The sequence below is a fragment of the Campylobacter jejuni genome, from assembly GCF_049221745.1.
Taxonomy (GTDB): domain Bacteria; phylum Campylobacterota; class Campylobacteria; order Campylobacterales; family Campylobacteraceae; genus Campylobacter_D; species Campylobacter_D jejuni_E.
This window is the reverse complement of the sequence record NZ_JBMJAO010000001.1, coordinates 385,595-398,320: the sequence shown is the minus strand read 5'-3', so window position 1 is coordinate 398,320 and position 12,726 is coordinate 385,595. Positions and strand designations below refer to the sequence as shown.

The 12,726-nt window shown below is 29.8% G+C and carries 11 protein-coding genes and 7 tRNA genes; 2 read left to right on the top strand and 16 right to left on the bottom strand.

Translation table 11 applies throughout. The features are described 5' to 3' along the window. Positions 1 to 43: 43 nt before the first annotated feature. The 11 genes from ACOTU8_RS02035 to secA form a co-directional block, all read right to left on the bottom strand. Positions 44 to 424: a hypothetical protein gene (locus tag ACOTU8_RS02035; RefSeq protein ID WP_422341569.1), complete on the bottom strand. Its 381-nt coding sequence runs from the start codon at positions 422 to 424 to the stop codon at positions 44 to 46. A gap of 66 nt (positions 425 to 490) precedes the next feature. Continuing rightward, positions 491 to 567, bottom strand: a tRNA-Asp gene (locus ACOTU8_RS02030). 51 nt (positions 568 to 618) lie between these two features. Further along, positions 619 to 694: transfer RNA gene (locus ACOTU8_RS02025), tRNA-Val, on the bottom strand. A gap of 6 nt (positions 695 to 700) precedes the next feature. Next, positions 701 to 776, bottom strand: a tRNA-Arg gene (locus ACOTU8_RS02020). A gap of 19 nt (positions 777 to 795) precedes the next feature. Next, a tRNA-Lys gene (locus ACOTU8_RS02015) sits at positions 796 to 871 on the bottom strand. Between the two features lie 4 nt (positions 872 to 875). Then, a tRNA-Asp gene (locus ACOTU8_RS02010) sits at positions 876 to 952 on the bottom strand. 51 nt (positions 953 to 1,003) lie between these two features. Next, positions 1,004 to 1,079 (bottom strand) — tRNA-Val (locus tag ACOTU8_RS02005). Positions 1,080 to 1,086: 7 nt separating this feature from the next. Beyond that, positions 1,087 to 1,162 (bottom strand) — tRNA-Lys (locus ACOTU8_RS02000). Between the two features lie 61 nt (positions 1,163 to 1,223). Further along, positions 1,224 to 2,009 (bottom strand): amino acid ABC transporter permease, encoded by a 786-nt coding sequence (gene glnP / locus ACOTU8_RS01995; RefSeq protein WP_422341568.1) that lies wholly within the window; start codon positions 2,007 to 2,009, stop codon positions 1,224 to 1,226. A 22-nt stretch (positions 2,010 to 2,031) separates the two neighbouring features. Further along, positions 2,032 to 3,237, bottom strand: a complete 1,206-nt coding sequence (locus ACOTU8_RS01990; protein WP_422341567.1) for an ABC transporter permease — start codon at positions 3,235 to 3,237, stop codon at positions 2,032 to 2,034. Next, positions 3,234 to 5,822: a preprotein translocase subunit SecA gene (secA, locus tag ACOTU8_RS01985; protein WP_422341566.1), complete on the bottom strand. Its 2,589-nt coding sequence runs from the start codon at positions 5,820 to 5,822 to the stop codon at positions 3,234 to 3,236. Before secA ends, ACOTU8_RS01990 begins: the two co-directional genes overlap by 4 nt. A 99-nt stretch (positions 5,823 to 5,921) precedes the next feature. Between secA and lolA the strand changes: the two genes are divergently transcribed. Then, the gene (gene lolA / locus ACOTU8_RS01980) at positions 5,922 to 6,431 is read left to right on the top strand and encodes a LolA-like outer membrane lipoprotein chaperone (protein ID WP_422341565.1); all 510 of its coding nucleotides are present in this window, start codon (positions 5,922 to 5,924) and stop codon (positions 6,429 to 6,431) included. On the opposite strand, the gene ACOTU8_RS01975 is transcribed toward lolA, so the two are convergent. Beyond that, positions 6,428 to 7,162, bottom strand: a complete 735-nt coding sequence (locus ACOTU8_RS01975; RefSeq protein WP_422341564.1) for a hypothetical protein — start codon at positions 7,160 to 7,162, stop codon at positions 6,428 to 6,430. The genes lolA and ACOTU8_RS01975 overlap by 4 nt on opposite strands. Positions 7,163 to 7,171: 9 nt before the next feature. Then, entirely contained in the window at positions 7,172 to 8,515 is a 1,344-nt protein-coding gene (pif1, locus tag ACOTU8_RS01970) for an ATP-dependent DNA helicase Pif1 (protein ID WP_422341563.1), read from the bottom strand. A gap of 48 nt (positions 8,516 to 8,563) precedes the next feature. On the opposite strand from pif1, the gene ACOTU8_RS01965 reads away from it, so the two are divergent. Then, positions 8,564 to 9,910: an SH3 domain-containing protein gene (locus ACOTU8_RS01965; protein ID WP_422341562.1), complete on the top strand. Its 1,347-nt coding sequence runs from the start codon at positions 8,564 to 8,566 to the stop codon at positions 9,908 to 9,910. A gap of 11 nt (positions 9,911 to 9,921) precedes the next feature. On the opposite strand, the gene ACOTU8_RS01960 is transcribed toward ACOTU8_RS01965, so the two are convergent. From ACOTU8_RS01960 to ACOTU8_RS01950, 3 genes are read right to left on the bottom strand one after another with little or no spacing between them, the layout of a single operon-like run. Further along, positions 9,922 to 10,794 (bottom strand): N-carbamoylputrescine amidohydrolase, encoded by an 873-nt coding sequence (locus ACOTU8_RS01960; protein WP_422341561.1) that lies wholly within the window; start codon positions 10,792 to 10,794, stop codon positions 9,922 to 9,924. Further along, a complete protein-coding gene (locus ACOTU8_RS01955) occupies positions 10,791 to 11,678 on the bottom strand; it encodes a cation diffusion facilitator family transporter (RefSeq protein ID WP_422341560.1) in 888 nt (295 codons plus the stop codon). The genes ACOTU8_RS01960 and ACOTU8_RS01955 overlap by 4 nt, the downstream gene beginning before the upstream one ends. Next, positions 11,675 to 12,652 (bottom strand): agmatine deiminase family protein, encoded by a 978-nt coding sequence (locus ACOTU8_RS01950; protein WP_422341559.1) that lies wholly within the window; start codon positions 12,650 to 12,652, stop codon positions 11,675 to 11,677. The genes ACOTU8_RS01955 and ACOTU8_RS01950 overlap by 4 nt, the downstream gene beginning before the upstream one ends. Positions 12,653 to 12,726: the final 74 nt, after the last annotated feature.

The window sequence follows — 12,726 nt, the reverse complement described above, 5'->3', positions numbered from 1 at the left end:
AAACCTCGTCAATTAGCACTTATTTTACAAAATAAAAAATTTATCAGTTTTTAGGAAAATTATCTATATTATCTTTTAAAATAATTCCATCGATTTTTAATTTATAAAATTTTTTAAAATTCTCTAATTTATCAACAATCATTAAAACCCTACTATCAAAAACATAAAATTCTGCGACCTTGCTAGCAAATTTTGCAAGTTTTTTATCATTACAAAGCAAAAACTTAGCTCCTAAAGCATTGGCTAAAAATATCTCGTCTTTATTTTGCACTAAAATAGCAAATTCAAAATCATTTTGACTTAAATAAGAAATCAATTTTTCATCATAAACAATACAATAAACTTTATTATCTTTAACTTCTTCAATACTTTCAATAAAAGAAAAATCTAAATTTTTTAATAATTTATGTCCAATAATAAGCATTTTTTTCCTTAGCTCTATTTTTTATTATTTTGCAAATTATACTTATAAAATTGTTACTAAGCAAGATGGCGCAGCGGACGGGGCTCGAACCCGCGACCTCCGCCGTGACAGGGCGGCATTCTAACCAGCTGAACTACCGCTGCATCCAAAGTAAAGAAGTAGAGATTATAAAACCTATTTATGATTTTATAAAATGGTGGTCACTATAAGACTCGAACTTATGACATCCACCTTGTAAGGGTGGCGCTCTACCAACTGAGCTAAGCGACCTATGGATGGCGACCCCTAGAGGATTTGAACCTCTGTTTCCACACAGAGAGAGTGTTGTCCTGGGCCACTAGACGAAAGGGTCATAACCCTAACAATAAAAATGGTGTCCCGTGTTGGATTCGAACCAACGGCCCCCTCCTTAAAAGGGAGATGCTCTACCGGCTGAGCTAACGAGACAAGATGGCGCAGCGGACGGGGCTCGAACCCGCGACCTCCGCCGTGACAGGGCGGCATTCTAACCAGCTGAACTACCGCTGCATCCAAAGTAAAGAAGTAGAGATTATAAAACCTATTTATGATTTTATAAAATGGTGGTCACTATAAGACTCGAACTTATGACATCCACCTTGTAAGGGTGGCGCTCTACCAACTGAGCTAAGCGACCTTTATAATGGTGTCCCGTGTTGGATTCGAACCAACGGCCCCCTCCTTAAAAGGGAGATGCTCTACCGGCTGAGCTAACGAGACACTTTCTGAAATAAAAATGTGATTATGCCAAAATTAGCTCTATTTGTCAAGCTTTTTTAAATCATTTTTGGCATTTTCTCTCCAAATAACGATAAAATATACTTATAGGTAAAGTCAAAACAAGATATGTAATAGCCAAAATTACATAAGCTTCAAGAGTAGCAAAAGTATAAGAATTTATCTCTTGTGCACTTTGGGTTAATTCATTTACAGCAATAACGCTTAATAAGGAGCTATCTTTAATTAAATTTGCAAATTGTCCACTCAGTGGTGCTAAAATATTTTTTAAAGCTTGAGGAAAAATTACATATGCAAAAACTTGCATCTCTTTTAACCCTAAAGCCCTAGCGCTCTCAAGCTGAGATATAGAAATACTTAAAATTCCAGCTCTAAATATTTCAGCTAAGTAAGCAGCAGAAAAACATGATAAAATAATAACTCCAGCCACATATCGATTATCAAGTCCTAAATTATTTGCAATGATATAATATATCAATAATACCTGCACCAGTAAAGGGGTTCCTCTGATAAGCTCTATGTAAAATGTAGATAAAAATCTTAAAAAAACAATTGAACTTAAAGAAAAAGCACAAAAAACTCCACCCAAAATTATACTCAACAATAAAGAAAAAAAACTAATTATTAAAGTATTTAAAAAACCTTGAAGAAATTTTTCTTTATAGGTCGTAATTGCACTAAAATCAAAATGATAAGCACTTATACTAAAACTGCAATAACAAAACAATGTTAAAAATAAAATCAAAAGAATTAAATTAGTGATTATTTTTGACTTTGATAGAGGTTTTAAAGGTTTAAAATTCTTATTTTTTTGAATAAACAAAGACAATAAAAATCTCCAACATTACAATTTATTCGTTTCTTAAAGTATCTAAAATATTAATTTGAGTTGCTTTTTTTGCAGGATAAAAAGATGATAAAGCTATGATTATTAAAGCACCCACAATAGTTAAAGAAAAATCCATTAAAGACAAATCAAGTGGTAATTTACTGGTTCCATAAACATCAGCAGGCAAAGTTACAATATCAAAATTTCCTAAAAGCCATAAAGCAAAAAATGCAAGTGCCACGCCCACTATCATACCGCCACCACCAATAAGCATACCTAAGGCAAAAAAACTCTTTTTTACCTCATTTTTGCTTGCACCTAGAGCAAGTAAAAGTGCTATTTCACTGCGACGATTCATTACTATCATCAATAAAGAACTTACTATATTTAAACTTGCAACCAAAATAATAAGCATTAATACTATAAAAAGCGCTCTTTTTTCAAGTTCTAAGGCTGAAAAGAAATTTTTATTTTGTTCCCACCAACCTACTACAGCATAATCATCTTTTAAATAAGATTTAATTTTTTCAACATCCTTAAAAGCATTATCGCTATATACATGAATTCCATCATAATTTGGATTTTTAGACATTCCAAGTACTTTTTTCAATGCATCAACATCTGTGTACATATAAGCCTTATCATAAAATGCAAGCCCTGAAGTAAAACGCGCTTTAACATCAAAACGTTTAGTTTGCGGTACTAAAGAAAATCCACTAGGATTAAGATTTGAAAAAATAAGTGAAAGTTTGTCATTTTTATGCAAACCAAATTCATCAGTAAATGCTGATCCTACAAGTATATCAAAACCACTTAAATTCTTATCTTTTAAAGCTTTAGCAACCACTTCATTTATTTTTTTTTCATCATTAAAATTAACGCCAAAAAGCACACCACCTTCAAAACGATTATCTCCCTTTGCAACAACTTGAGTGCTTATATAAGGGCTAAATAACAAATTTGGAAAAGTTTTTCTTAACTCATTTATAAATTCATCATTTATAGGAGCGTAGAATTTAGGCAAAATAGTAATAGGATAATTCATCACAAAAAAGCGTTTTTCAAATTCTTTATCAAAACCATTCATAATTGCCATAGCTACAAGCAAAACACAAAGTCCTACACAAACTCCTAAAAAGGCCAAAAGCATAGAAAGATTGATAAAGGGTTGTTCTTTATCAAATCTTAAATATTTAAAAAGTAAATATTTTAAAACGCTTTTATTCAAGCTAAAATTCCTTGCTTAGGACCACTTTTTCCATGGCATTCTTTAAATTTTTTTCCACTTCCGCAAGGACAAGGAGCATTGCGTGGAACTTTTTTAAATTCAGCTTCGCCAAGATTATCTTCGCTTGCACCCATTTCTACTGAGCTTTGAAGTAGCTTTTCATTTTCTTCATTGGCTTTATTTTCTAAATTTTGCGCCTCTTCTTGATTAAATTGCACGCTAAAAAGTAGTTTAATACTATCAAATTTAATACGATTGACTAACTCCAAGAAAAGATTATAACTTTCTTTCTTATATTCCACAAGAGGATCTTTTTGATTGTATCCACGAAGCCCTATTCCTGTTTTTAAAATATCCATTTGATACAAATGCTCTCTCCAAGCATTATCTAAAACTTGCAAATATAAAATACGCTCTATATTACGTAGTTCTTTAACCTCAAGTCTTGACATCTTTTCATTATAAGAATTTTCAAGAATTTGACTTAGCTTATCTTGCATTTCAATGACGCTTAAATTCTCAAAATCTTTTTCACTAATCTGAGTTGAACATTCATATAAAATTTTTGCTTTCAAATTTTCAAAATTTACATTAGAACCGCTTTCATCAAGCATATAATCATTCATTACATTTGCACTATATTCAGCGATATTTTGAGAAATTTTAGCTCTAATATCATAGTTTTCATCTAAAAGCTCATTACGATAGCGATAAATGGTTTTTCTTTGTTCATTTGCCACATCATCGTATTCTAACAAATGTTTTCTACTTTCAAAATGTAAACTTTCTACTTTTTTTTGTGCATTTTCAACCGCTCTTGTAACAATTCTTGATTCTATACTCTCACCCTCTTCTATACCTAAGCGATCCATAATGCTTTTAATACGATCTCCACCAAAAATTCTTAAAAGATTATCTTCTAAACTCAAATAAAAACGACTTATACCAGGATCACCTTGTCTTCCTGCACGACCACGAAGCTGATTGTCAATACGGCGGCTTTCATGTCTTTCTGTACCTATGATATAAAGTCCGCCTAAAGCTCTAATTTCATCATCGATTTTAATATCTACACCGCGACCCGCCATATTTGTAGCAATAGTTACAGCACCCTTTTTACCAGCATCTTGGATAATCAAAGCTTCTTGTTCATGATTTTTTGCATTTAAAACATGATGGGGGATTTTCTCTTTTACAAGCATATTATGAAAAACTTCACTGCGTTCTATGCTTGCAGTCCCTACAAGTACCGGCTGACCTTTAGCATTAGCTTTTTTAATCTCTTCAATCACAGCTTTAAATTTTTCATTTTGAGTTTTATAGATAAGATCATCCTTATCTTGTCTTTTAATAGGAATATTTGTTGGTATAGAAATAACATCTAAACTATAAATTTGCGAAAATTCCGTCGCTTCAGTTTGTGCAGTTCCTGTCATGCCTGCAAGTTTGTTATACATTCTAAAATAATTTTGAAAAGTGATATCTGCTAAAGTTTGACTTTCTTCTTGAATTTTTACATTTTCTTTAGCTTCTAAAGCTTGATGAAGTCCCTCACTAAAACGACGTCCTTCACTTAAACGCCCTGTAAATTCATCAACGATAATAACTTCTTTATTTCTTAAAACGTAATGCACATCTTTTTCAAAAAGATTATGCGCCTTTAAAGCTTGATCAAGCTGATGTGCTAAGATAGCATTATCAAGACTGTATAAATTTTCTACACCAAAAAGTTTTTCAGCCTTAGCAATACCTGCTTCGGTAATCAAAACACTACGATTTTTCTCATCTACCACAAAATCACCCTCAGGTTTTGCAGGAGGTAAAACTGCTTCACCTTTTTGCATTTGCTTAGCTACTTCGTTGGCTTTAATATAACCATCTAAAGTGCGATTTGTTGGACCGCTGATAATAAGCGGAGTTCTTGCCTCATCAATTAAAATACTATCTACTTCATCTACAATAACAAAATTATGCTCTCTTTGGACTTTTTCAGCTTTTGAAAATTTCATATTATCACGCAAGTAGTCAAAACCAAACTCATTATTTGTTCCATAAGTAATATCACAATCATAAGCTTGTTTGTGTTCTAAATCACTATTTTGAGAAGAAAGTACCACACCTACACTAAAACCTAAAAAGTTATAAATCGCACTCATTTGCTCAGCATCTCTTTTAGCTAAATAATCATTTACTGTAACGACATGTACGCCTTTTCCACTCATGGCATTTAAAACAACAGGCAAGGTCGCCACAAGAGTTTTACCCTCCCCTGTTTTCATTTCTGCGATTTTTCCATCGTGCAAAACCATACCACCGATTAACTGCACATCAAAATGACGCATATTTAAAGTTCTCTTACCTGTCTCTCTAACTATAGCAAAAACATCATTTAAGATATCATTCTCGTTTTTTTCTCCGCTTAAAATTTGCTCTTTAAATTTCGCAAATTCGGCTTTTAATTCATCGTCGCTTAAATTTCGATACTTACTTTCTAAAGCATTGATTTGTGCTACACGCTTGAAGTATTTTTTAACTTCACGATCGTTTTTTGTTCCAAAAACAGCTTTTAAGGTATTTAAAAACATTTTTAAACCTTTATAAATTTTTCAAACTATCATTATAACGATTATTTAATTAAAATTAGCTAGAATGATATAAAAAATATAATTTTTTAAGGAAAATAAATGAAAAAAACATTCTTGATATTTTTTATTTTTATAGGACAACTTTTTGCCCTTGATCTTAATTTTAATACCTTTTCAAGCGATTTTATCCAAATAGTAAAATCCAAAAACTCTACACTTTCCTATTCTGGACATTTTATACTGGGTAAAGATCAAGCATATTGGAGTTATGATACTCCTAGTAAAAAAGAGATTTATATTAACAAAAATCAAGTAACCATAGTAGAGCACGATCTAGAGCAAGTCATTTTCTCTCATCTTGATAACATTCCAAATCTTAATGAAATTTTCAAAAAAGCAAGTCTTATGGATAAAGATAAACTTGTAGCAAAATATGATAATATAAGCTATACAATTAAGCTTGATCAAGAGCAAATTCAAAGCATATCCTATAAAGATGAATTTGAAAATGATGTTATAATCAATCTAAACAATCAAACTAAAAATCCAAAAATTAATTTCGATGTTTTTAAGGCAAAAATTCCGCAAAATTATGATATAGTTCGCTAATTTTGCGTTGAATTTTCATCAAGCTTTATATCATAGCCTGTTTGTGGCAAATGATAAGGTTTGCTTGCATTATTTTCTTTAAATATTTGTGGAGGATTGGCGATTAAATCTCTTTTAATTTTTTCTTCTATATCTGGAGTCATTTTAGGTGTATTTAAATTATCTATATTAATTTCTCCATTGTCATTTTTATTTTCTTCATCTGGATCTTTGAAAAGCTGTTCAGCTTGCTTGGCTTCTAAATTTGGAACACCAGGAGTTGAGATCTTTTCAACACTAGGAGCTTGGGTTTTAGGAACTTCTAAATTTTCAAGTGCTTTTTTTACCTCGCTACCTATACCCTTCTCTTTAGCCTCAGTGCTTTCTAAAAAGCGTTTAAACTCCTCTAAATCAAATTTCTCGACTCCGCTTAAAGATATGATATATATATCACCTAATTTAATCTTATATTTCTTATCTAAAAATTTTTCTAAAGTTTTTTTAAAATTATTTTTTCCAATTTCTGTAAAAATATCTTCGTAAAAAAACCCTGAAATTACTGTATTTACAGCATCAATTAACTTATTTTCATTTTCTTTTAAATTATTCCCATCAAATTCCAAAGAAATTTCAACTTTTTTAAGAACATTTGCCCCGCTTTTAGAATACAAATCTGTTCTTATTTTATCTATTTCAAGATTTTGAGCATTTAAACTCAAAACCAAAAAAACACTTAAAAATATTTTTTTCATTTAATGCCTTTAAATGATTTGTTCTTGTATTTCAAGATCTAAAAAATTATGTTTTTTATAAAATTCGATCACATTAGAATCTATTTTTAAAATATTAGCAAAATAAAATCGAAAATTTATCTTTTTTGTAGAATAAATTTTTAAAGTATTTGGATTTGTAGCGCGAGAAAGAGCGACATAAAGCTGTCCATTTTCAAAAATATGATCAATATCACACACTAATTTTTCAATACTCATGCCTTGTGATTTGTGTATAGTGATAGCATAAGCTAATTTAATAGGAAACTGTGTAACACTTGCGAGAATATTAACAACAAAATCTTTACCTGATTGCTCAAGTTCTTCCATGAAAAAAGTATAAGGTTCAAGTAAAATTTTCATCCCATTATTTTTAATAATGCTAATATAAATTTTCTCCTCTTCATAAAGAATATCTTCTATAATGCCTTGCTCTCCATTATAATAATTCTTATCCCAATTATTTACACAAAAAATAATACGAGCGCCTATTTTAATATTTAATTCTTCCAATATATTTAAGCTTCCAATCCAAGAATCAAGTTCTTCATCTTTTATTCTCTTATCTTCTTTTTTAACCTGAGCCTTAAAGCATACAAGTAGGGTCTCAAGTTTGCTTAATTTTTCTTGATTGATATTGTTTACTTTTTTATTGATACCACAAAGTAAAGTATAATCATCTTCTAAATTTTCTAATTCTTTATAATCAATTCGCAAAGATTCAAAAAAGCTTAAAATTTTTTCATCTAAAAAACCTTGTCTAATCAAAGATAAATGGTTATAAAATTCCACATTTTGCGTTCTTTTAGGTTGAGAAAGTTTAATATTCTTAAAATTTAAGTCTTGCCAAAAAAATGAAGAAAAAGCATAATAAGAATGGTTAAATAAAGTTTCTTTTTTTTCTTTAATCACAGGAGGCAGTTGAAAAAAATCTCCAACAACTAAAATTTTTCCATTAAATTGAGAATTTTTAAGTCTAAAGCCTATCATTTCAAAAACACTTGCGCTAACCATGGAAATTTCGTCGATAATAATAAGTTCAGTCGTTTTTAAAAGCTCTTTAAGTTTTGTTAATTTTTCTTTTTGTTTTTGATTGCGATCTAATGCACTTAATTTCATCATATCATCACAATACCCTAAACAAAAAAAGCTGTGTAAAGTAACACCGCCTATATTAAACGCCGATAGAGCACTAGAACCAAGAGCTATGGCTAATTTTTTTTGTTTTCTATAAGATTTGATAAGCTCATTTGTCAAAAAGCTTTTACCAACTCCAGCACCACCGCTTAAAAAAACATTATCATAAGCTAAAATTTTTTCTAGTTTATCAAGCATTATATTTCCTTGGCTTTAATTATAACTATTTTTTCTAAAAGGTTAATTATGAAATCTTGTTTATATTTTACTTTTATAGTGCTATTTTTAACAGCTTGTTCAACAAAAAATTTAACTTCACTTCATTATGAAAATTTAGAACAAAAAAATAAAGATCAACATTATGCAAAACTTGAATACGAACAAAATGTAAGCATTTTGCCACAATTTGCTTACGATATTAATTTTGAAGCAAAACGATATAAAAAATATTTCTTTAATCCTTGGCATGATTCATTTAAAAACTACAAAGGACAAAATATTTTTTGGTCCTTTCCTTTATATTTAAATTCAAAAAATACTTATTATTTTTTTAATAAACAAATTATTCCACTTTCATGGTTTAAAAATGCTATAAATAACGCAAATATCCAAGAATTCGGCAAACTTAATCAAAAAGCTTTGATTATCCAAAATACAATCATTAAAAATCTTCCAACCCAAAGATCTATCTTAAAAAATCCTTTTTTTGAAAATGAAGGACTTCCTTTTGACTATGCAAGCGATGGCATTTTAAATGCTGGAACCCCTGTCTTAATTTCACATTTTAGTAAAGATAAGCGTTATGCTTTTGTTTTAAGTGAAACTGGATTTGGATTTATTGAAAGTAAAAATTTGGAATTTTTCTCAAACGATAGAGCGAAAATCTATGAAAATCTTAACTTTATCACACCACTAAAAGAAAAATTTCCTATCTATAGCGAAGATGGTAAATTTTTCTTTGAAAGTAGAATTGGCGCTATTTATCCTTACTACAAAGAAGATAAAAACTATTTTTATGGAAAAATAGGTTCTAAAAAATATAAAATTTCTAAAAAAGATGTATCTAAATTTCCTTTACAATTCAATGATAAAAATTTAAAAAATCAACTTTCACAAGTTTTAAATTTACCTTATGGTTGGGGCGGTTATAATTTTGAAAGAGATTGTTCTTTACTAACTCGTGATATCTTTTCAGCTTTTGGACTTTACTTGCCAAGAAATTCAGCTGCACAAAAAAACTCTTTTAATCATTTTGATATAAGCACTCTTAGCAATTCTCAAAAAAAAGATTTTCTAAATCGCTTTGGGAAAGCTTATCTTAGCTTACTTTATTTACCTGGACATATTATGCTTTATGCAGGACAAATTGCAGATAATAATATTGCCATACATAATATATGGGGCTTAAGAAAAGATACAACCCAAAGACTTCTCATAAGTTCTAGTGTTATCACTTCTTTAGAAATAGGAAAAAATGAAATTTTAGAAGATAATTTGCTTTTATCAAGACTTAAAGAAATAAGTTTTATAAATTTAAACGAACAGGAAAAAGAGCAAATAAAAAGCTATCTTAAAAATATGCAAAACAAATAAGATTTATTGTTTTAATCAATAAATCTTTTAGTTAAATCTGCAAAATATTCTATGCGTCTATCTCGCAAAAAAGGCCACCAACGACGCACATTTTCACTTCTTTTTTTATCTATTTCTATGATTTTTACACATTCGTTTTGAGAATCTAAAAGACAAAGTTCTTCACCTTGAGGGCCAAAAACAAAAGAATTTCCCCAAAATCTAATACCCTCTTCTACCCTACTTACATCTTTTTCAAAACCTACTCTATTGATAGCTACTACATATAAACCATTAGCTATAGCATGTCCTTTTTGTACACCAAGCCAAGCATTGAGCTGTCTTTGTTTTTCTTCATCTTCATCCTTATCAAACCAACCAATTGCCGTAGGATAAATAAGAATCTCAGCTCCTTTTAAAGCCATAATTCTTGCTGCTTCAGGATACCACTGATCCCAACAAATAAGCACTCCAAGCTTGCCTAAACTTGTATTTATAGGTTCAAAACCCAAATCTCCAGGAGTAAAATAAAATTTTTCATAAAAACAAGGATCATCAGGTATGTGCATTTTGCGATATTTGCCCGCTATAGAGCCATCTTTTTCAAAAACCACTGCGGTATTATGATAAAGTCCGGCACTTCGTTTTTCAAATAGTGAAGTAATAAGCACTATTTGATTTTTTCTAGCTATATTTGCCCAAAATTTCACATCTTTTTCATAATCATTAGCATAGTCAAAAAAATCCACATTTTCACTTTGACAAAAATACTCACTTTGATGAAGTTCTCCTAAACAAACAAGCTCAGCTCCTTGTTTAGAGACTTCTTCTATAAATTCGCAAGTTTTTTTTATAGTTTGTTCTTTATTTGAATGAAATTTTTGTTGTATTAAAGCAATTTTCATTGTCTTTGCCTTTCTTGCTCTGCATCATCATAAGGATCTAAATGAATTTGTATATCCCATTTTTCAGTTTCAAATATCTTACGCACACTCTCTTCTATCTCATCTGCAATTTTATGCGCATTTAAAAGTGAAATTATAGGGCAAAAAACCAAATGCACGCTTAAATAATTACAACTTGGAGTTTTACGCGTCTTTAATTCATGATAGGAAATTATTTCAGGATTATTAGAAATCAAAGTACAAATTTTATCTACTTGCTCCCTAGGTAAAGCCTCATCCATTAAAAAAGCCAAAGCTTTTTTAATGATTTTAAAAGCAGAAAATGCCGTATAAAGACTAATAACTATCCCAAAAATAGCATCAATAATATGTAAATTTGTAAAATAAATCAATGCTAAAGCTCCTAAAGTGCAAGCATTCGTTAAGCAATCTGTTTTGTAATGCAAAGCATCACTTTCTATAATCAAACTTTTGGTTTTTTTAGCTACATAATTTAAAAAAAGCACAAGAAAAAAAGTCATAATTAAAGCAAAAATCATCACATAGATGCTTGAGCTTAAATCTTTAATTTCTTCTTTATAATAAATCTTTAAAATGCTCTCATAAAAAATAAAAACCCCCACACCAACTATAAAAACACCTTCTAACAAACCCATTAAAGCTTCGATTTTGGAAAAACCAAAATTATAATTTTCATTCGCCTTTTGTGAGCTTTTTTTAAGGGCTAAAAAATTAAAAGCAGAAATAGCAAAATCCATCAAAGAATCAATCGCACTTGAAAGCACTGCAACAGAACCACTTGTTAAGCCTACTATAAATTTAACTAAGGCTAAAACAATAGCACATAAACTTGCTGCAAGAGTTGCTTTTTTTTGCAAACTCATCTTAAACCTTTGAAACGATTTTGACAAGAACAATGCAAAGAACCATTTTGTCGTAAAAACACTCTTGCATCTACTCCTATAATTTTATGACTAGGTAAAGCTTTAGAAAGTCTTTTAACTATGATTTCATCATTTTTATCCTTATAAAAAGGCACAATTAAAGCATTATTTATAAAAACAAAATTCGCATAAGTTGCGCCCAATCTTCTTTCTTCGTAGTATAAAGGCTTAGGTATAGGAAGTTCTACTAAATCAAAGCCTGTTTTTTCAAGCTCTTCTTTCATTTTTTGTAAAGGCAAATAATGCTCATCCTCTTCATCTTCACAAATACAATGCGCTATTGTATTTTTATCTATAAATCTTGCTAAGGTATCGATATGATGATCTGTATCATCGCCTTTTATGAAACCATTTTCTAGCCAAATAATTTGTTTTAAACCAAAAATTTCTTTTAATTTTGTATCAATTTGAGTTTTGTTTAGATGAGAATTTCTATTTTCATTTAAAAGACAATGAGAGCTTGTAAGCATCACACCCTCTCCATTAAAGTCAATGCTTCCTCCTTCTAAAACAAAATCTACTTTTTTAAGCTCCTCTTTAAATTTTTCTTTAAAAAGCTTAGAATTTACAGCATTATCAAGCTCACTTTGAAATTTATTTCCCCAAGCATTAAAAGTAAAATCAAGAGCCTTTAAGCGACCATTTTCTACTATATCTATAGCTCCAAAATCGCGTATCCAAGTATCATTGGTATCACATTTAAAATACTCTACATTTTTTATATCTTTAAAATTTTCAAAATCACTCTGTTTAGGAGCTATAAGTAAAACTTTTTGAAATTCACTCACTGCTTTTACAAATTCTTTATAACTTTGCAAAATTTCCTCTAAGTAGGGATTCCAATCACTTTTTTCATGGGGTAAAGAAAGCATGAGGTATTCTTGCTCACTCCATTCAGGAATTGATTTTATCATTTAACTACCTTTTTTGATAATAAAATTATAATTGTATCATTTTTTAGACTTTTGTCAAATTTAAGAAGATTGCC

Excerpts from the sequence above, each read along its gene's own strand:
- ACOTU8_RS02035 (WP_422341569.1), bottom strand. The coding sequence starts at position 424 with ATGCTTATTATTGGACATAAATTATTAAAAAATTTAGATTTTTCTTTT.
- secA (WP_422341566.1), bottom strand. The coding sequence starts at position 5,822 with ATGTTTTTAAATACCTTAAAAGCTGTTTTTGGAACAAAAAACGATCGT.
- lolA (WP_422341565.1), top strand. The coding sequence starts at position 5,922 with ATGAAAAAAACATTCTTGATATTTTTTATTTTTATAGGACAACTTTTT.
- ACOTU8_RS01975 (WP_422341564.1), bottom strand. The coding sequence starts at position 7,162 with ATGAAAAAAATATTTTTAAGTGTTTTTTTGGTTTTGAGTTTAAATGCT.
- pif1 (WP_422341563.1), bottom strand. The coding sequence starts at position 8,515 with ATGCTTGATAAACTAGAAAAAATTTTAGCTTATGATAATGTTTTTTTA.
- ACOTU8_RS01965 (WP_422341562.1), top strand. The coding sequence starts at position 8,564 with ATGAAATCTTGTTTATATTTTACTTTTATAGTGCTATTTTTAACAGCT.
- ACOTU8_RS01960 (WP_422341561.1), bottom strand. The coding sequence starts at position 10,794 with ATGAAAATTGCTTTAATACAACAAAAATTTCATTCAAATAAAGAACAA.
- ACOTU8_RS01955 (WP_422341560.1), bottom strand. The coding sequence starts at position 11,678 with ATGAGTTTGCAAAAAAAAGCAACTCTTGCAGCAAGTTTATGTGCTATT.
- ACOTU8_RS01950 (WP_422341559.1), bottom strand. The coding sequence starts at position 12,652 with ATGATAAAATCAATTCCTGAATGGAGTGAGCAAGAATACCTCATGCTT.